A 16,571-nucleotide genomic window follows, 5' to 3' on the forward strand; every position below is an offset into this window, starting at 1 on the left:
CGGCCTGTGTCGTTCGTCGGTACTTGCGGGAATGCCAGCAAGGTGGATAGTGTTACTATCCATAGTAGATAGTAACAGTATCCATTCTGGGAGTCCTTATGATCACCCTCGTAGCTCTGATCGGCTCGCTCGTCGTCTTCCGAACGCTCGGAGCACTCGGCGTGACCCGATTCGCCTCGTGGTCCGTCAGCGCCGCCCACGCACTGGCCGTCATGCTGGTGATGACGGGGACCGCGCACTTCATGCCCGCGAGCGTCACCGTGATGCCGAACTACGCCGACATGGTCGCGATGATCCCGCCCTTCGTCCCGTTCCCCGGTTTCATGGTCCTCGCCAGCGGCGTCCTGGAACTGCTCGCTGCGATCGGCCTGGTCCTCACCCGCACTCGATGGCTGGCAGGCTGGGCCCTGGTCCCCCTGTTCCTCCTGCTACTGCCCGCCAACATCTACGCCGCCCTCAACGACATCCCCTTCGCGGGAGAGCCTGCCTCGCCCCTGTGGCAGAGGATCCCGGAACAGGTCCTGTACATCGGGTTCGCGATCTGGGCCACCCGTTCGGCACCTCGTGTCCTGCCCGCAATGCGGCGACAGGAGCCGTCGCCGATCTGAACACCACACCGGCGAAGGCCATCAGCATCGAATGATGTTGATGGCCTTCGTTCTGACACAACATGTCCCGTTACGACCAGCTAGCGGTAAGGGTGAGCCGCGTCCAGGACGGCCGTTCGGTAGGAGCGGCCGAAGAGGACGGCGTGGGCCAGTAGGAGGTGGAGTTGGTGGAGGGGGATGCGGGTTTGCCAGTCGGGGGCCAGGGGGTGGACTTCGTTGTAGGCGGCGATGATTCGGGGGAGGTAGGGGGCGCCGCCGAAGAGGGACAGGGTTGACAGGTCCGTTTCGGGGTGGCCTCCGTGGGCGGCGGGGTCGATCAGCCAGGGGGTGTCGGAGGAGCCCCAGAGGATGTTTCCCGGCCAGAGGTCGCCGTGGATTCGGGCGGGGGGCTCGGCGGGGGCTTCGATGTGGATCGACTCGATGGAGCCGGCGTCGGCGGGGTCGAGGGCGCCCGCGTCGACGGCGAGTTTCAGGTACGGCAGGATTCGGCGCTCGCGGTACCAGGTCGGCCAGTCCTGGCCGGGGGTGTTGTCGAGGGGAAGTCCCGCGAGGAAACCTTCGGCGGCAGCGCCGAATTCAGAGGCGCCCGCATCATGGGTGACCGCCAATCCCGCACCGAATCGTTCGGCGGCAGCGGCGGTCGGCTCGGCATGGTCAACCCACTGCATCAACAGCAGCTCGTCGGTCTGCGCGTACAACTCCGGGACCGCGACCCCACCCGCCTCCCGCAGCCAACGAAGCCCTTGCGCTTCCGCCGCGAAAAGCCCGGGCGGAGCGGGCGCGGGCTCGACGGTCGGGGCTGCGGACACCCCGCCGGGCCAGGTCTTCAGGAATAGATGCGTTCCATCGTCGAGCGCGATCCGCTCGGCGACACTGATCGACCCACCCGCGACAGGCGTCGTCCGCAGCCGCTGATGAGCGAGAAACGTCGGCAACAGGTGCGGGTTCGCACGCAGAAACGGCAGGTCCACGCCGCCATCTTGCCCAGGACGGCCGGTGGTGGTCGGCGAATCGGGAGATCCCAGGACCGGACCCCACGTCCCGAAACTATCGAACCAGTTTGTGAACAGGTATTACTAAACGCTGTTCATAAACAGCCTCGACGTGGTTTCATCGTGGAGAACGTGTTCCACATCACGGTGCGACATCCGCGCACCGGATCGAAGGAGACTGCCGTGACCAGCACAAACATCCCCGCGGGATTCGATTTCACCGATCCCGATCTCCTCGCCAGCCGATTGCCGATCGAAGAGTTCGCCGAACTGCGGCGCACCGCTCCGGTCTGGTGGTGCGCGCAGCCCGACCGCGCCAGCGGCTTCGACGACGGCGGGTACTGGGTGGTGTCGACGCTGGCCGACATCAAGGAGATCTCGAAGAATCCGGAGGACTTCTCCTCGCACGAGAACACCGCGATCATCCGGTTCAACGAGGAGACCACCCGCGAGCAGATCGACATGCTCGGCAACATGCTGATGCTGAACCTGGACCCGCCGCAGCACACCAAGATCCGGCGGATCGTGTCGAAGGGCTTCACCCCACGCGCGGTGGAGAACCTGCGTGCCGCGCTCACCGAGCGAGCCGAGCGGATCGTGTGGGAGGCCAAGAAGGCCGGTCGCGGCGACTTCGTCGAGCAGATCGCGTGTGAGCTGCCGCTTCAGGCCATCGCCGAGCTGATCGGCGTACCGCAGGAGGACCGCATGAAGCTGTTCGACTGGACCAATCAGATGATCTCCTACGACGATCCGGAGTTCGAGGGCAACCACCACACCGCGACCGCCGAGGTGATGGGCTACGCCTGGAACATGGCCGAACAGCGCCGCGGCTGTCCGGCGGCCGACATCGTCACCCAGCTGGTGAACGCCGACGTCGACGGCGAGCACCTCGGCTCGGACGAGTTCGCGTTCTTCGTCATCCTGCTCGCGGTCGCGGGCAACGAGACCACCCGCAATTCGATCACCCACGGCATGAAGGCCTTCGTGGACAACCCGGATCAGTGGGAGCTCTACAAGGAGCAGCGTCCGCGCACCGCGCCCGACGAGATCGTGCGGTGGGCGACGCCGGTGACCGCCTTCCAGCGCACCGCCACGCGCGACCTGGAACTCGGCGGGCAGCAGATCAAGAAGGGCCAGCGCATCGGCTTGTTCTACAGCTCGGCCAATTTCGACGACCAGGCCTTCGTCGACCCCTTCCGGTTCGACATCCTGCGCAACCCCAACCCGCATGTCGGCTTCGGCGGCACCGGCACCCACTACTGCGTCGGCGCGAATCTGGCCCGCCTGGAGATCGACCTGATGTTCAATGCCATTGCCGACGCGATGCCGAACCTGCGCCAGGTCGCCGAGCCGGTGCGGCTGCGCAGCGGCTGGCTCAACGGCATCAAGCGCTGGGAGGTCGAATACGCTTGAACCGACGTGTGATCGAGGGGGTGGCCGGGTGACGGGCAAGGCGCGTGGCCGTGCGCCGGTGGTGACCGATGCCGATATCCGGCGGGTCACCCGGGCGCTGCTGTCCGAGCAGGGCACGGACGCGGTCACCCTGCGGGCGATTGCCCGCGAACTCGGCGTCACCGCGCCCGCGCTGTATCGGCACTATTCGTCACGCGACGAGTTGATCGAGCGGATGCGAGTGGAGTTCTGTGCCGATCTCGCCCAGTTCCTCTCGACCGAGATCGAGCCGCTGCCCGATGACGGCGCGGTGCGGTTCCTTGCCATCTGCCGGGGCTTCCGGCACTGGGCGCTGGCGAACCCGAGGGAATTCACCCTGGTGTTCGCCTCGCCCACCTCGCAACGGTCGATGATGCACCGCTTCGACGAACCCTTCGGCCGGATCTTCCTCGCCGCCGCGGGCGGACTCCTGGCGAACTTCGAGATCGCCACCCCACCGGGCGAGACCATCCCGGCCGCGCTCCGCGACGACCTTGTCGGCTTCCAGACCGACCTGCTCGCCATGCTCTCCGAATCCGGACAGAAGTTCCCCGCCGAGAAGCTCGACCTCGGCGTGACGTATCTGATGGTGCAGATCTGGGCCCGCCTGTTCGGCCACGTCACCCTCGAGGTGTTCGGCAACTACCCGATCCCCCTGGCCGACCCGGAGATCATGTTCGACGCCATGCTCGCCGACCTCGCCCGCACCACCGGTTTCGCCGGCTGAGAGAACCACCCCTCGGTCACGGGAAAGGTGCGGCGGTGGACCAGATTTCGCCCGCTACGACGAGGTGGTCCAGGTAGCGCAGGCCCACCGTGCGGGCGGCTTGGTGGAGCAGGGTGCTGGCTCGGCGGTCGTCGGGACTGGGAGTCGGGTCGCCGGAGGGGTGGTTGTGCACCAGCGCGAAGGCTCGGCCGTCGTGGCGCAGGACGGTGTTGAGGATTTCGCGGACGGGGACGGCGACGTGGTCGATGGCGCCTTCGGCGACGAAAGCCCGGTGACGTAGGCGGTTTTGGGTGTCGCAGACGAGGACGAGCAGGCGCTCTACGCGGGCGCCCGCGAACAGCGGGATCGCTACGGCCGCGATGTCTTCGGGGGTGGCGAGCTGGGGTAGCGACTCGGTGGGGGTGCGCGAGCGGGTGCCGAGGTGGAAGGCGGCGACGACCGTGGCGGCTTTGGCTGGGCCGATGCCGGCGTGGACGGCCAGTTCCTCGGGCCGGGCAGCGGCGAGTTCGGCCAAACCGCCGTAATCGCCGATCAATTGAGCGGCGACCTCCAGTGCGGATCGGCCACGGGTGCCCTGGCCGAGCAGCAGCGCCAGCAGTTCGCCGTCGCTGAGCGCGTGTGGGCCGAGCATGCGCAGTCGCTCGCGCGGGCGTTGGGCGACAGGCAAACTCGCGATCGGAACCGACATCGTATCCCCCTGCGGATCGGTGACTGACTCCGATAATCGCAGGGGGTACCGACAGACTCGGGCTACCCCTCGGCCACCACCTCGGTGACGAACCCGAACCTGGACCTGTCCCCCTAGGTCGACTCCGCGAGGAGGACGGAATCAGTGGGCGGATCTGTGCTGAATACCGAATCCGCCATCAAGCGTTCCAAATTCCGTAGCTGACGTTCGTGCACCACGATGCGGCGCAGCGCCTCGTTGACGGTGGCATTGCTGTCGGCGGTGCCCATGATGTCGGCGGCAGCGGCCAGCAGGCGCTGATCGAGATCTATTCGCAGGGTGCGCACGCAACCTCCTCTTCTACGCTCGCAATTTTGCGCGATGGCCGCTCGGCTCGTCCGCTAATTCACCGCGTCGTTACCGAAACCGCGTGTTCGCAAGTCCGCACAGCTATGCGCGGGGACCGTCAGCAAGCACACAGAAAACACAGTTCACCGCCGGAATCCGACCGCGACGAACCCTGCAACTGTGCAGTTTGCACAGTTGTCGGCGTGGTTGTTGTCGCGACGGGAATGCGGTGCTTGCCTGGAGTCATGTTCACCGAGGCCCAGCTCTACTCGCCGGTGACGCGTGAGCGTGACGGCGACGTGACAGTGCACCTGAGCGATGACCACCCCGGCGTGCACGACGAGCACTACCGCGCGCGCCGCAACGCCATCGCCGCGCTCGCGCTCGACCACTCCCCCGGCGCCCCCGCACCGCACATCGACTACACCGACGACGAGCAGCGGGTGTGGCGGATCGCGTCGGCGGAGCTGGCCCGCAAACACGAGGTCTACGCCTGCCGTGAGGTGCGGGAGGCAGCGAGCGACCTTGCCCTCCCGCACGATCACATCCCGCAACTCGACGAGGTATCGCGGCTGCTCACCCCCCTCACCGGCTTCCGGTACGTGCCCGCCGCCGGCCTGGTTCCGCTGCGCGAGTTCTTCGGTTCCTTCGCCGAGCGCACCTTCCACTCCACCCAGTACATCCGTCACCACTCCGCCCCGCTCTACACCCCGGAACCCGATGCGATCCACGAGATCATCGGCCACGCCAGCCAGATCGCCAGCCCACGTTTCGCGGCCCTGTACGAGACGGTCGGCGCCGCGGTGGCCAGGTTGGAGACCGGCACCGCGCTGAAATTCCTCGCCGATGTCTTCTGGTTCTCGCTCGAGTTCGGCGTGGTCCGCGAGAACGATGAAATCCGTTGCTACGGCGCCGGACTGCTGTCGTCCTACGGCGAGATCGACGAGTTCCGGCACGCGCGCCTGCGGCCGCTCGACGTCGCGGAGATGGGCACCATCGCCTACGACATCACGCACTACCAACCGGTGCTGTACTGCGCGGATTCGGTGGACCAGATAGTCGGCGTGCTCGGCGAATTCTTCGCGACCATGGACGACGAGACACCGGCCAGGCTCGGCCACCCCACCCAGCCGGTGTCCTAGCTACCCTCGAAAACATTGCTACAGAACACAGTTCGACATTTCGTGTTTCTCACTTGTTGGGACCCGACACGCGCGACCGATGCGCGACTGTTACCTTCGACCCGTTCTTCGAGCTTTTTGAAAGGGTCGGGTAGACCGAAAATGACTGTGGACGTGACAAATACGCAGGCCGAGCAGAACCCGGAACCGGAAGCGCCCCTGTGGCTGCAGGGCCGGGAAGCCGTGATCGCCGCCGCAGCGCCGGAGGAATGGCGCGGCAACGTTCCCGACTACGAGCTGAGCCACGAGGTGATCCCGCGCGAGCGCAGCGTCGAGCACGCGCCCGGATCCCTGGAGGCGATCGTCGAAGACCTGGTGAAGGTCTTCGAAATGGAGGTCTCGCACAAGGCCGACCCCGCCACCTGGCTGTCGGTGGTGGCCGAGCACTACCGCGGCCGGGTCAACGGTGGGACGTGGCAGGACGCCGAGGAATTCGCGCGTATCGGCAGCTACAACATCCTGATCGGCGACAATCCGTACTACGACGCCGCGAACGAGACCTTCGATTCCTCGCACCACATCTTCCATACCGCCTTCCCCGGCGGGTTCTTCTGGGAGGTCCAGGAAGTGCTCTCGGGCCCGCCGTCGGTGAGCTTCCGCTGGCGTCACTGGGGCAAGTTCGAGGGCGAGTACAAGGGCCACCAGCCCACCGGTGAGCAGATCGAGATGTTCGGTGTGACCATCGCCCGCGTCAGCGAGGATCTGCGCATCCTCGAGCTGGAACACTTCTACGACAACAACCAGCTGCTCGGCCCCCTGGCACACGGCTGCCCCGTGCAGCACGGCAAGGCCGACTAGTCAGGACCGATCGCTGCCGTTCGGTGCGTCGTCCGGACCGAACGGCAGCCCGGCCTGCAGGAATCGCAGGGCGTGACCGACGTTCTCGGCATTGACCGGCGTGGTGGTCACGATGGCGAGCATGGTGCCGATCATGGCGCCCGCGGCCACCCGCACCTCGAAATCGTCGGCGGCCCGGCCGGTGTAGTCGGCCATCAGTTGCGCCCCCAATTCGATGCTGCGCTGAAATTCCAGGCCGATTGCCGGGCGCAGCTCGGGGACGTGGTACAGCAGCGCGTGCCGTTCCTGCTCGAAGGCCATGTCGGCCGCCGACATGGCCGAGAACACCGCCTCGGTGGCGTTGCGGAAGGCGGTCAGCGGGTGCAGGCCGCGCGGTTGCGCCGCCAGGGCCTCGATCATCAGCGCGTCCTGATCGTCGGCGATGACCAGCTGTTCCTTCGTCGGGAAGTAGCGGAAGAAGGTGCTGGGCGAGATCTCGGCGGCCGCCGCGATCTGTTCCACCGTGGTCTCGGTGTAGCCCTGCTCCCGAAACAGCCGGAACGCCTCGACCCGGATGGTTCGGCGGGTCCGCTCCTTCTTCCGCTCGCGCAGCGATATCTCAACCGACATGTATCGATTCTGCCGCATCCGGCTGAGTAACCGGTGCCGTCGGTCGCCGCAACCGCAGCGCGGTCACGAGTCCGGCGACCAGACACAGCGCCGCGCACAGCCCGAGCATGGTGTCCATGCCCGCGACGAAGGCCTGCTGCACCTGCACCAGTATCGCCGGATCACCGGTCTCCCGCGCGGCCGCGACGCCCGCGTTGACGCCGTCGGAGATCGGCGCACGGTCGAGCGCACCGAGTTCGGCCCGGTACCGGGTGGACAGCACGGTGCCGAGCACGGCGACGCCGATGGTCCCGCCCGCCTGCCGAAGTGCCTGCAGCAGCGCCGAACCCGACCCCGAACCGGCGGCGGTGAGTTCCCCGAGCGCCATGCCCATGGCGGCGGGCATGACCAGACCCATCCCGATGCCGAGCACCGTGGTCCACAGCGCGGTCAGGCCGTAACCGCTCTCGACCCGGGTGAGCGCACCGAACCCGATTCCGGCCGCGAGTACCAAGAATCCGGCGGTGAGCATCACCCGCAGGCCGAGCTTGGGGAGCAACATGTCCACCAACCTGCTGCCGATCACCAGTCCGCCGATCATGGGCAACAGCCGCAACCCGCTACCGAGCGCGTCGACCCCGAGCACGGCCTGGAGATACTGCGGGACGGTGAAGAACATCCCGAACATGGCGAAGCTGACGAGAATGGACAGTGCTGTGCCCCAACGGAATCCTGGGCTGGCGAACAGCGTGATGTCGATCAGCGGATGCGCGACGCGGCGCTGCCACCACAGGAAGACGGCGAGTAGCGCGGCCCCCGCCGCGACCACGAGCCAGGCGGCGATGTCGCCCCAGCCCCGTTCGCCGATGCGGATGAAACCGTAGGTGAGCCCGAGCATGCCTGCCGCCGACAGCAGCGCACCCACGATATCGATGCGAAAACTGTTGTCGCCGCGCGATTCCGGCACCAAGGTCGCCACCGCGACCGCACCGATGACTACCAGCGGCACATTGATGAGGAACACCGAACCCCACCAGTAGTGCTGGAGCAGCCAGCCGCCGACGATCGGACCGAGCGGCAGACCGATCGCGGTCGAGGTGACCCAGATCGTCACCGCGCGTTGCCGTTGCGCCGGTTCGCTGAACAGCACCGGCAGCACGGCCATCGACAACGGCATCATCGCGGCGGCGGCGACGCCGAGTGCCACTCTGGCCGCGATGAGCTGACCCGACGAGCCGGCGAACGCGCAGGCCAGTGAGGCCACACCGAACAGCACCAGCGCCGCGAGCAGCACCTTCTTGCGTCCGTAGCGGTCGCCGAGCGCGCCCGCGGGCAGCATCAGCGCGGCAAGGGCAAGGGTATAAGCGCCGCTGAACCACTGCAGCGCAGCGGTATTCGCGTCCAACTCGACCGCGAGCGTCGGGATGGCGACGGTGAGCACGGTGACGTCGAGTCCGATGGTGAGCATCGCCACGGCGAGCGCACCGAGCGCGAGCCAGCGGCGGGTTTCTTCCGTCCGCATATCTCCTCCAAAATGAGAGTATCTACCTTTTGATAGTAACTACCATTTGCTAGTTGATGTCAATAGCTGCCCGGGCCGGGAAAAGTTCCGCGGCAGCGACTACTAGGCTGCGAGGCGATGAGGATTCGCGAAGTCGGCCTGCGCGCCGCATGCTTTCTCGGCGCTGCCGTCACCGTCACCGCTCTCGCAGGCGCTCCCGCCGTCGCCGTACCCGCCACCAATGGGCCGCCGACCAGCGCCCCCGCACCCGGCGCGACGACCACACCCCCGTTCACCACGCCGAGCACCGACGACTGCCCGCAGAAGACGCAGCCGCCCGCGCCGATCGACACCTCGGAGGTGCCCGCACCCGGCGAGCCGACGCCGAGCCGGCTACCCGTTCCCTCCCCCGCTATCGGCGGTCAGCGGATGGGCGACTGCGGCGTAGTCACCCCCGACGACACGCCCCCGGTGCCCGCCGAGATCTCGGCCACCGCGTGGATGGTCTCCGACCTCGACACCGGTCGCGTACTCGCCGCCAAGGACCCGCACGGCCGCTACCGCCCCGCCAGCACCATCAAGGTCGCCCTCGCCATCGTCGCGCTGCGCAGCCTGGATCTGGACAAGGTGGTGATCGGGACGCAGGCCGACGCCGACGTCGACGGCACCAGGGTCGGCATCGGCCCCGGCGGGCGCTACACCAACCGTCAGCTCATGCAGGCGCTGATCATGTGCTCGGGCAACGACGCCGCCCACGCCATCGCCACCCAGCTGGGCGGCGACAAGGCCACCGTGGCGAAGATGAACGAGGTGGCGAAGTCGTTGCGCGCGATGGACACTCGCGCGGCGACCCCGTCCGGCCTCGACGGGCCCGGCATGAGCACCTCGGCTTACGACCTGTCGGTGCTGTTCCGCGAGGCGATGAACATCCCGCTGTTCGCCGAGCTGATCCACACCGAACAGGTCGACTTCCCCGGTTTCCCCGCCGACCCCGCGATCCCCGGCGACAAGGATCACCCCGGCTTCCCGATCGCCAACGACAACCAGCTGCTCTACAACTACGAGGGCGCGATCGGCGGCAAGACCGGTTTCACCGACGACGCTCGCCAGACCTTCGTCGCCGCCGCCGAACGCGACGGACATCGCCTGGTCGTCACCCTGCTCAAGGCCGATGTACGCCCGATCCGGCCGTGGGAACAGGCCGCGCGCCTACTGGACTACGGTTTCGCCCTCGACACCGACGCCAGGATCGGCAAGCTGCCCGAAACAGGCAGCGAGGCGATTCAACCCAGCGTGCCGCTGGCCTCGCCACCGCCGCGCGCCGACGGCTCCCAGGCCGAGCCGGAGCGGTCCGCCCATCAGGGCGCGCGCATCGCCGCCTTGATCGGCGGTCCGGTGTTGGTCGTCGTGCTGTTGCTATTGGCGCGCCGGGCATTCCGGCGCAGGGGCTGACCGGGCGCTACTTGCGCCTACCGACCAGCAACAGCGCGAGCGCCGCGACCGCGCCGGCTCCGAAATAGGCGGCGCCCGCACCCGTCGACATCCCGTGCTCGACCACGCGCGGCCGGATGACCACCGGGTTCGGCGGCGCGACCGCCGCAGCACGCTCGTTGTCGCTCGAGGTCGCCGCCCACGCGGTCGCGAACAGCAGAATCCGATAGGACATGTAGCTGAACACCATCAGACCGATGATCGAACCGAACGTCGCACCCACCGGGCTGGACAGCACCACCCGCAGGTAGATCGCGGCGATGATCTTGAATATCTCGAAGGCCACCGCGGCCAGCATCGCCGCCCGCACCGCGCTGCGCAACGACACCGGCTCGCGCGGCAGCCGCGCGATCATCCACGCGAACACCGCCCACGACGCGAGCAATCCGAGCGCGATCGATACCAGCCGCAACACCACCCCCGCCCCTGGCAGGTGGTCGGCCCCGACGAATTCGAGCACCCCCTTGCCCACCCCGCTCGCGGAGACCGCCGACAGACCGAGCGACACCACGAAGGCGAGGCCGAGGCCGACCAGCGCGCCGACATCCGACAATTTAGCCAGCCACCAGGGCTTTTCGGGACTCTGAGTGTCCCACTGCTCGGTGAGCGCGGCCCGCAGGTTCGCGATCCAGCCGAGCCCGGTGTAGAGCCCGACCAGCAGGCCGATGACGCCGACCGTGCCGCGGGAATTCATCGCCTGTTCGATGAGGTCGTTGATCTGGGTGCCGAAGGAGCTGGGAACCTTCTCGACGACCTTCTCCTGCAGCTCGGTCAGCAGTTCCGGTTGCCCGGCCAGGATGAAACCGGCCACCGAGAAGGCCACCATCAACAGCGGAAACAGCGACAGCACAGTGAAATACGTGATGCCCGCGGCGAAGAAGTCGCCGCGCTGGCTCTGGAAGCGCCCACCGGCCCTGACCAGATGATCCAGCCAGGGCCTGCGTCCGATGTGCTTCTCGACGGTGGCCGAGATGTTGTCGATCAACTGCATGACACGCGCCCCTTCAGCGAAAACCTCAGGTGCGCAACGGGTCAGCGAGCGAGGAAGCCAACCCGGTCGTACACCTGAGCAAGTGTGTTGCCTGCGATCTCACGCGCCCGTTCGGCACCCGCGGCCAGAATCCGGTCCAGTTCTGCCTGATCGGACAGGTAGTCCTTGACCTTCTTCTGTACGGGCGTGACGAATTCGACCAGCGCGTCGGCCACCTCGGCCTTGAGATCACCGTAGCCCTTACCCTCGAAATTCACCTCGAGGTCGACGATCGGGGTTTCGCGCAGCGAGCTCAAGATCACCAGCAGATTGCTGACGCCCGCCTTGTTCGCCGGGTCGTAGCGGATCTCGCGCTCGGTGTCGGTGACCGCCGAACGCACCTTCTTGGCGGTGATCTTCGGGTCGTCGAGCAGGTTGATGAGTCCGGCGTCGCTGGAGGCCGACTTGCTCATCTTCGCGGTGGGGTCCTGCAGATCGAAGATCTTCGCGGTGCCCTTGACGATGTGCGGTTCGGGCACCACGAAGGTCTTCTTGTAGCGAGTGTTGAAGCGCTGAGCCAGGTTTCGGGTCAGCTCGAGATGCTGACGCTGGTCCTCGCCGACCGGCACCTGATGCGGGCGGTAGAGCAGGATGTCGGCGGCCATCAGCACCGGGTAGGTGAACAGGCCGACGGTCGCGTTCTCGGCGCCCTGCTTGACCGACTTGTCCTTGAACTGGGTCATCCGGCCCGCCTCACCGAAACCGGTGATACAGCTGAGCACCCACGCCAGCTCGGCGTGCTCGGGCACCTGACTCTGCACGAACAGGGTGGACTTGGCGGGGTCGATGCCGAGCGCGAGCAGCTGGGCCGCGGCGGACTTGGTGCGCGCGCGCAGTGCCTTGGGATCCTGGCTGACGGTGATCGCGTGCATATCCGGAATGAAATACAGCGCGTCGTACTCGTCCTGCATCGTCACCCAGTACTGCAGCGCACCCAGGTAGTTGCCGAGGTGGAAGGAGTCGCTGGTGGGCTGGATGCCCGACAGCACCCGCTGCTTACGTTCGGCCGTCGCGGCCGGGGCAGGACTGGACATACCCCAATCCTTCCATGGGCCTCAAGCGGAATTTCGCTGCACCCAGTTGCGCGGATCGACGCCGGGCATGCTCGGGTGCCCGGTCTTCACCATGTGCTGTTCGCGACGGGCCAGCAGCTGGTAGGAGGGGGCGCTCGGTCCGGCGAGGGTGCTCGCGAGCACCCGGGGCGCCAGTGGTGGGGCGAGGTGGGCGGTGCGGATGCCGGTGCACAGCGCGCGGTGGGCGAGTTCGTCGGCGATGCCCCACTCGATGCCGTACATCTGCCGGATCCGGGCCGGGAGGCTGCCCTGCACGAGCAGATACAGCGCGGTGCCGACCTGCTCGGCGGGCGGACGCTGCCGGTAGGCCTTGCGGTGGCCGGCCAGGTAGGAACCGACCAGGGCCGCCTCCTCGGTGAGGAACAGTTCGGTGGAGTTCAGATAGGTGTCGAAGTAGCAGCGGAAGGCCGGGTAGTCGGCGGGCGCGGCGTCGCGCGGCATGCCGAACAGCTCGCCCCAGCGGACGTAGTCCTGGTAAAGGTCTTCGCGTTCGGTGGGGGTGAGTTCGCGCACGAGCCGGTCGTACATCACCTCGGCCGAATCGAAGGTGAAGGCCATGGTCATGAACATCAGGTGCGGGTCATGGGCCGCGTAGGCGGTGCCCGCGGGATGGTGGGCGCCCGCGTCTTCGGGTAGGGCGCCGACCACCGCGTCGTGCTTGCGCCTGGTGAAGGCCAGCGCGCGATCGGCCTCGGCCTTGCTGCCGAGGAACACCGCTTCGAACAGGGCGCCGGTGATGGCCAGCCGGGTGTAGGGGGTCTCCCGGTGCGAGGTGTGTTCGCTGGTGCCCACGAACAGCAGCGGATGCACCGCGCCGATCACCAGCGCCCGCACGCCGTAGGTCAGACCGACCGCGCGCTTGCTCATCACCCGCCGGATCATCGAATCGTCGGCGAAATATCCGGGTTCGCCCTGTCCTGCAGCCATGCCGCGCCTCCTCGTCGAGTGCATCTGGCAATAGAATCCCCCAGAATTGGTATTCTGGCAAGAGTCTCTACCAGAACAGCACCGGAAGACGGCGGCACGCAGAATGGAAGCTGTGGCAGCACAACGGACATACGGCGGCGTCTCGGCGTCGCAGCGGCAGGCGCAGCGGCGCACCGCACTGTTGGACGCGGCGCTCGACATCGTCGCCGAGGACGGGCAGGCCAAACTCACCGTCGCCGGGCTGTGCGCCCGCGCCGGTCTCAACGAGCGCTACTACTACGAGAGCTTCGAAACCCGCGACGGCGTGCTGGAAGCACTACTCGACCGCATCGCCGAGGAACTCACCGCGGCGATCGCGACAGCACTGGCGACCGCCGCCCCCGACAGCCGCACCCAGGCCCATGCCGCGATCGACGCGGGCATCTCGGTGCTCACCGACGATCCACGCAAAGCACACGCCGCCCTGATCGCCGGGATGGCGACACCGGAATTGCGCGCGCGCACCGCCCGAACAGTACGCGCCTTCGCCCGTCTGGTCGCCGCCGAAGGCACCGGATTCTATGGCGGTGACGTTCCACAGAAATTGGTCGACTTTCGGGCGATCTACCTGGTCGGCGGCCTGACCCAAGCCCTCACGACCTGGCTGGCCGGCGATCTCGACCTCACGCGCGAAGAGCTGATCGACCAGATCACCGAGGTCTTCGTGTTACTCGGCGACGACCTGGCCGACCGCTATCGCTGAGAGCACTCGACTCCTAGCCGATCCAGATGGCTACAGGCATCTGAGCGGAATAGCTTTCCGCCGATTCCGGTGCCATCGAAGTGTGTCTATCGGCGGCGACGCTTACGCAGCAGGGTGAACGTGATGATGCCGCCGACGACGAGCGCGAACGCGACAACGGCGATGCCGGTGCCGAGCAGCGCGGGGGCGTTGTCGTCGTCGGAGTCGCTGACCTGTGCGGTGTCCGGTACGTTCCCGGTGGACCCCGGCACCGTCTGGTAGGTGGGGCCGGGCTCCGGTGTTCCGGTCACTGCCAGGTCCAGCTCGATGGGCACGGGACGGACGGCACCGCGGTCGTTGACGGTCGGGGCTGCCTGCACGGCGATGTAGTACCAGCCGGCCATGGCGTTCTCCGACACCTCTTTTTCCGAGGATTCGCGGTTTCGGTAGCGGACCTCCGGGGTTGCCACGGCTTCCTTGCTGTTGGGCACGGTATCGGGCGAACCGTTGTAGGACGAGAACTCGTAGTCGACCTCCTTGCGGTACGGCGTGTACAGCGTGGTGGTGACGGCCGAGACGTTGTCCAGCCCGCGCCCCGGTGACTCGAGGAAGCGCACCCGATAGGCCAAGCCCTGACCCCAGTCGAGTTTCACCTTGTAGAACACGAATTCGCCGCGCTGCAAGGTGTCGCTGTAAACACCGGGCCCGTCGAGCGCGGTCGCCACGTTGAACGAGCCGCCGCCTGCCACCGGTTCGACCGGGCCGCTCGGCACGGTGAACGACACCGGTTCGGGTTGCGCCGCCGGGCCCGCGTCGGTGACACCCGGTTCGACCGCGACGTTCAGTTCCAGCGCCAATGTCGCCGGTGCGCTGTCCGCGACCCCGGCCCATTCCAGGGTGAAGTAGTACCGGCCGCCGCCCTTGCACTTGTCGGTGCGCTCCGTGCCGTCCTTCGGTTCGGTCGCGCCGGTCCATGTCGAGCTGACCGTGAGCGCCACCCCATCGGTGGATCGCACGGCGCTCTCGTGTTCGAAGACGTTGCAGTCCTGGCCTTCTGCGCCGAATACCCGCATGTACAAGCTGTTGTTCGCACGCACCGCGTCTTCACCGAGCGGAAAGGACACCGTGCCGCTGAAATAGGCGGTGGCCCCCTCGGGAACGTCGACGGCGTAGTAGCGCGGCTTCTTGTGGCCGATGGTGTCGAGGTATTGCCCCGGCACTACCACCGGTGCGTTCTGGTAGCCCTCGCCGCCTTCGACCGGTGTGCCCGCCGACGCGTACTCGCGCAGCGCCGCGGTACTCACACGAGGTAGCACCTGCTCGAGCGTTTTGCCGTCGGCGGCATCGGTGTAGGTGCCGCCGGTGGTTTCCGCGATGCAGGTCAGCTGGGCACGGGAGGCATCGTCGACACCGAAACCGATGGTGTGCATGACGATATCGGCGCCCTGGCCGCTGAGTTCGCGCGCGACCTCACACGGGTCCGGCGGTGAGCAAGTGTCCAGTCCATCGGAGACCAGCACGATCGAGCGCGGACCCTCGGTCGGCAGGGCGCTCGCCGCTGTGCGCAGCGCGGCGCCGATCGGGGTGAAACCGCTGGGTGTGATGGCGTCGACGGCTGCGGTGAGTGCGGACCTGTCGATGGTTTCGGCCGGTTCGAGCACCGAGACATCGCGGCAGCCCACGGCCTTCTCGGCATCGGTGGATCCGGTGCCGGTGCCGTAGACCGACAGTCCGACCTTCGCCGCGGCGGGCGCGGTCTGCACGAAACCGCGCACCGCGGTCTTCGCCGCGTCCATCTTGGTGCCACCACCGGGATCGGCGGCGAGCATCGAACCGGAGGCGTCGAGCACCAGCATGGTCGGTGCGTACTGGGTGTCCGTCGGCGCGGCGAACGCGGGAACCGCCAGCGGCAACAGCCCGATCGCTCCTGCCGTCGCCAGACCGACCATCTTCGCGAAACGCACGGCAGAACTCCGTCCCGACCCGCCGGATCTCGACGCATCAGCCAACGACCCTAGTTGTGCGAACCTCGCATAGGGAACCTTACGGACACGAGCGTCATTCCCACGCGCAGTTCGGTCCGAAGCTGACGCACGGCTCCGACGAGCCGTTGTACAGCCAAGCGAGCGCGTGGTTGATCGCCAACACGGTCTCCGGTGTCATCAGCGCCGACCCACTGTCGGCCACCGGCACCGCCTGCGGCGCGCTCGCGGCGCCGACGGGGATGCACGTATCGAGCATGATCCCGTCGCACGGCTGGGAGGAACCGAGCCCGATCTGCCGCAGTAGCGCATCGATCAGGGCACCACTGGACGATCCGGTCGTGGGCCCCGCGACCGGCGCCGTCGTCACATCGGCCGAGGCCATCGCGGCACCCGACATCATGATCGCGGCGGCAATGCCCGCACTCGCCAGAACTCGCTTCATCGTTGTCTCCTCATCGGCGGCCTCCGCAGCCGCGCGGTGAGAACGTTAAGCGGGCTGATCA

At 67.1% G+C, this 16,571-nt stretch carries 17 protein-coding genes; 7 read left to right on the forward strand and 10 right to left on the reverse strand.

The features are described from left to right. The first annotated feature begins 98 nt into the window (after positions 1–98). Complete coding sequence (locus ASD42_RS17880) at positions 99–608, forward strand: DoxX family protein (protein ID WP_056818108.1); 510 nt, start codon at positions 99–101, stop codon at positions 606–608. A gap of 80 nt (positions 609–688) precedes the next feature. Here the strand turns inward: ASD42_RS17880 and ASD42_RS17885 are convergent, their stop codons facing one another. After that, entirely contained in the window at positions 689–1,579 is an 891-nt protein-coding gene (locus ASD42_RS17885; RefSeq protein ID WP_056818109.1) for a fructosamine kinase family protein, read from the reverse strand. A gap of 204 nt (positions 1,580–1,783) precedes the next feature. Between ASD42_RS17885 and ASD42_RS17890 the strand changes: the two genes are divergently transcribed. After that, a complete protein-coding gene (locus ASD42_RS17890) occupies positions 1,784–3,013 on the forward strand; it encodes a cytochrome P450 (RefSeq protein WP_056819187.1) in 1,230 nt (409 codons plus the stop codon). Positions 3,014–3,041: 28 nt separating this feature from the next. Then, a complete protein-coding gene (locus ASD42_RS17895) occupies positions 3,042–3,758 on the forward strand; it encodes a TetR/AcrR family transcriptional regulator (RefSeq protein ID WP_056818111.1) in 717 nt (238 codons plus the stop codon). A 16-nt stretch (positions 3,759–3,774) separates the two neighbouring features. Here the strand turns inward: ASD42_RS17895 and ASD42_RS17900 are convergent, their stop codons facing one another. Then, the gene (locus ASD42_RS17900; RefSeq protein ID WP_056818113.1) at positions 3,775–4,446 is read right to left on the reverse strand and encodes a JAB domain-containing protein; all 672 of its coding nucleotides are present in this window, start codon (positions 4,444–4,446) and stop codon (positions 3,775–3,777) included. A 113-nt stretch (positions 4,447–4,559) separates the two neighbouring features. Continuing rightward, positions 4,560–4,772: a type II toxin-antitoxin system VapB family antitoxin gene (locus ASD42_RS17905; RefSeq protein ID WP_056818115.1), complete on the reverse strand. Its 213-nt coding sequence runs from the start codon at positions 4,770–4,772 to the stop codon at positions 4,560–4,562. A gap of 246 nt (positions 4,773–5,018) precedes the next feature. Here ASD42_RS17905 and ASD42_RS17910 point away from each other — a divergent pair, with 246 nt between their 5' ends. Both ASD42_RS17910 and ASD42_RS17915 read left to right on the forward strand, forming a co-directional pair. Next, complete coding sequence (locus ASD42_RS17910; protein WP_056818117.1) at positions 5,019–5,915, forward strand: phenylalanine 4-monooxygenase; 897 nt, start codon at positions 5,019–5,021, stop codon at positions 5,913–5,915. A gap of 153 nt (positions 5,916–6,068) precedes the next feature. Beyond that, a complete protein-coding gene (locus ASD42_RS17915) occupies positions 6,069–6,752 on the forward strand; it encodes an ester cyclase (RefSeq protein WP_235569650.1) in 684 nt (227 codons plus the stop codon). Here the strand turns inward: ASD42_RS17915 and ASD42_RS17920 are convergent, their stop codons facing one another. Both ASD42_RS17920 and ASD42_RS17925 read right to left on the reverse strand, forming a co-directional pair. Beyond that, positions 6,753–7,361 (reverse strand): TetR family transcriptional regulator, encoded by a 609-nt coding sequence (locus tag ASD42_RS17920; protein WP_056818123.1) that lies wholly within the window; start codon positions 7,359–7,361, stop codon positions 6,753–6,755. It lies immediately after the preceding gene. Further along, positions 7,351–8,862 carry an MFS transporter gene (locus tag ASD42_RS17925; RefSeq protein WP_056818125.1) on the reverse strand — a complete coding sequence of 504 codons (1,512 nt, stop codon included), beginning with the start codon at positions 8,860–8,862 and terminating at the stop codon, positions 7,351–7,353. The genes ASD42_RS17920 and ASD42_RS17925 overlap by 11 nt, the downstream gene beginning before the upstream one ends. Positions 8,863–8,979: 117 nt before the next feature. Between ASD42_RS17925 and ASD42_RS17930 the strand changes: the two genes are divergently transcribed. Then, positions 8,980–10,293 (forward strand): D-alanyl-D-alanine carboxypeptidase family protein, encoded by a 1,314-nt coding sequence (locus ASD42_RS17930; RefSeq protein WP_056818127.1) that lies wholly within the window; start codon positions 8,980–8,982, stop codon positions 10,291–10,293. A gap of 7 nt (positions 10,294–10,300) precedes the next feature. On the opposite strand, the gene yhjD is transcribed toward ASD42_RS17930, so the two are convergent. From yhjD to ASD42_RS17945, 3 genes are read right to left on the reverse strand one after another with little or no spacing between them, the layout of a single operon-like run. Next, on the reverse strand, positions 10,301–11,323 hold the full coding sequence (yhjD, locus tag ASD42_RS17935; protein WP_056818129.1) for an inner membrane protein YhjD: 1,023 nt from the start codon (positions 11,321–11,323) through the stop codon (positions 10,301–10,303). A 41-nt stretch (positions 11,324–11,364) separates the two neighbouring features. Next, positions 11,365–12,396: a tryptophan--tRNA ligase gene (gene trpS / locus ASD42_RS17940; protein WP_056818132.1), complete on the reverse strand. Its 1,032-nt coding sequence runs from the start codon at positions 12,394–12,396 to the stop codon at positions 11,365–11,367. 21 nt (positions 12,397–12,417) lie between these two features. Next, positions 12,418–13,362 carry an oxygenase MpaB family protein gene (locus tag ASD42_RS17945; RefSeq protein ID WP_056818134.1) on the reverse strand — a complete coding sequence of 315 codons (945 nt, stop codon included), beginning with the start codon at positions 13,360–13,362 and terminating at the stop codon, positions 12,418–12,420. 103 nt (positions 13,363–13,465) lie between these two features. Here ASD42_RS17945 and ASD42_RS17950 point away from each other — a divergent pair, with 103 nt between their 5' ends. Further along, positions 13,466–14,104, forward strand: a complete 639-nt coding sequence (locus ASD42_RS17950; protein ID WP_056818136.1) for a TetR/AcrR family transcriptional regulator — start codon at positions 13,466–13,468, stop codon at positions 14,102–14,104. An 86-nt stretch (positions 14,105–14,190) separates the two neighbouring features. Here ASD42_RS17950 and ASD42_RS17955 read toward each other — a convergent pair whose 3' ends face one another. Next, on the reverse strand, positions 14,191–16,047 hold the full coding sequence (locus tag ASD42_RS17955) for a vWA domain-containing protein (RefSeq protein WP_235569652.1): 1,857 nt from the start codon (positions 16,045–16,047) through the stop codon (positions 14,191–14,193). A gap of 94 nt (positions 16,048–16,141) precedes the next feature. After that, positions 16,142–16,510, reverse strand: a complete 369-nt coding sequence (locus ASD42_RS17960; protein ID WP_056818138.1) for a hypothetical protein — start codon at positions 16,508–16,510, stop codon at positions 16,142–16,144. Between the last annotated feature and the right edge of the window lie 61 nt (positions 16,511–16,571).

This window comes from Nocardia sp. Root136, assembly GCF_001427185.1.
Classification (GTDB): domain Bacteria; phylum Actinomycetota; class Actinomycetes; order Mycobacteriales; family Mycobacteriaceae; genus Nocardia; species Nocardia salmonicida.

Excerpts from the sequence above, each read along its gene's own strand:
- ASD42_RS17920 (WP_056818123.1), bottom strand. The coding sequence starts at position 7,361 with ATGTCGGTTGAGATATCGCTGCGCGAGCGGAAGAAGGAGCGGACCCGC.
- ASD42_RS17910 (WP_056818117.1), top strand. The coding sequence starts at position 5,019 with ATGTTCACCGAGGCCCAGCTCTACTCGCCGGTGACGCGTGAGCGTGAC.
- ASD42_RS17950 (WP_056818136.1), top strand. The coding sequence starts at position 13,466 with ATGGAAGCTGTGGCAGCACAACGGACATACGGCGGCGTCTCGGCGTCG.
- ASD42_RS17930 (WP_056818127.1), top strand. The coding sequence starts at position 8,980 with ATGAGGATTCGCGAAGTCGGCCTGCGCGCCGCATGCTTTCTCGGCGCT.
- ASD42_RS17945 (WP_056818134.1), bottom strand. The coding sequence starts at position 13,362 with ATGGCTGCAGGACAGGGCGAACCCGGATATTTCGCCGACGATTCGATG.
- ASD42_RS17900 (WP_056818113.1), bottom strand. The coding sequence starts at position 4,446 with ATGTCGGTTCCGATCGCGAGTTTGCCTGTCGCCCAACGCCCGCGCGAG.
- ASD42_RS17960 (WP_056818138.1), bottom strand. The coding sequence starts at position 16,510 with ATGAAGCGAGTTCTGGCGAGTGCGGGCATTGCCGCCGCGATCATGATG.
- ASD42_RS17925 (WP_056818125.1), bottom strand. The coding sequence starts at position 8,862 with ATGCGGACGGAAGAAACCCGCCGCTGGCTCGCGCTCGGTGCGCTCGCC.
- ASD42_RS17880 (WP_056818108.1), top strand. The coding sequence starts at position 99 with ATGATCACCCTCGTAGCTCTGATCGGCTCGCTCGTCGTCTTCCGAACG.
- trpS (WP_056818132.1), bottom strand. The coding sequence starts at position 12,396 with ATGTCCAGTCCTGCCCCGGCCGCGACGGCCGAACGTAAGCAGCGGGTG.
- yhjD (WP_056818129.1), bottom strand. The coding sequence starts at position 11,323 with ATGCAGTTGATCGACAACATCTCGGCCACCGTCGAGAAGCACATCGGA.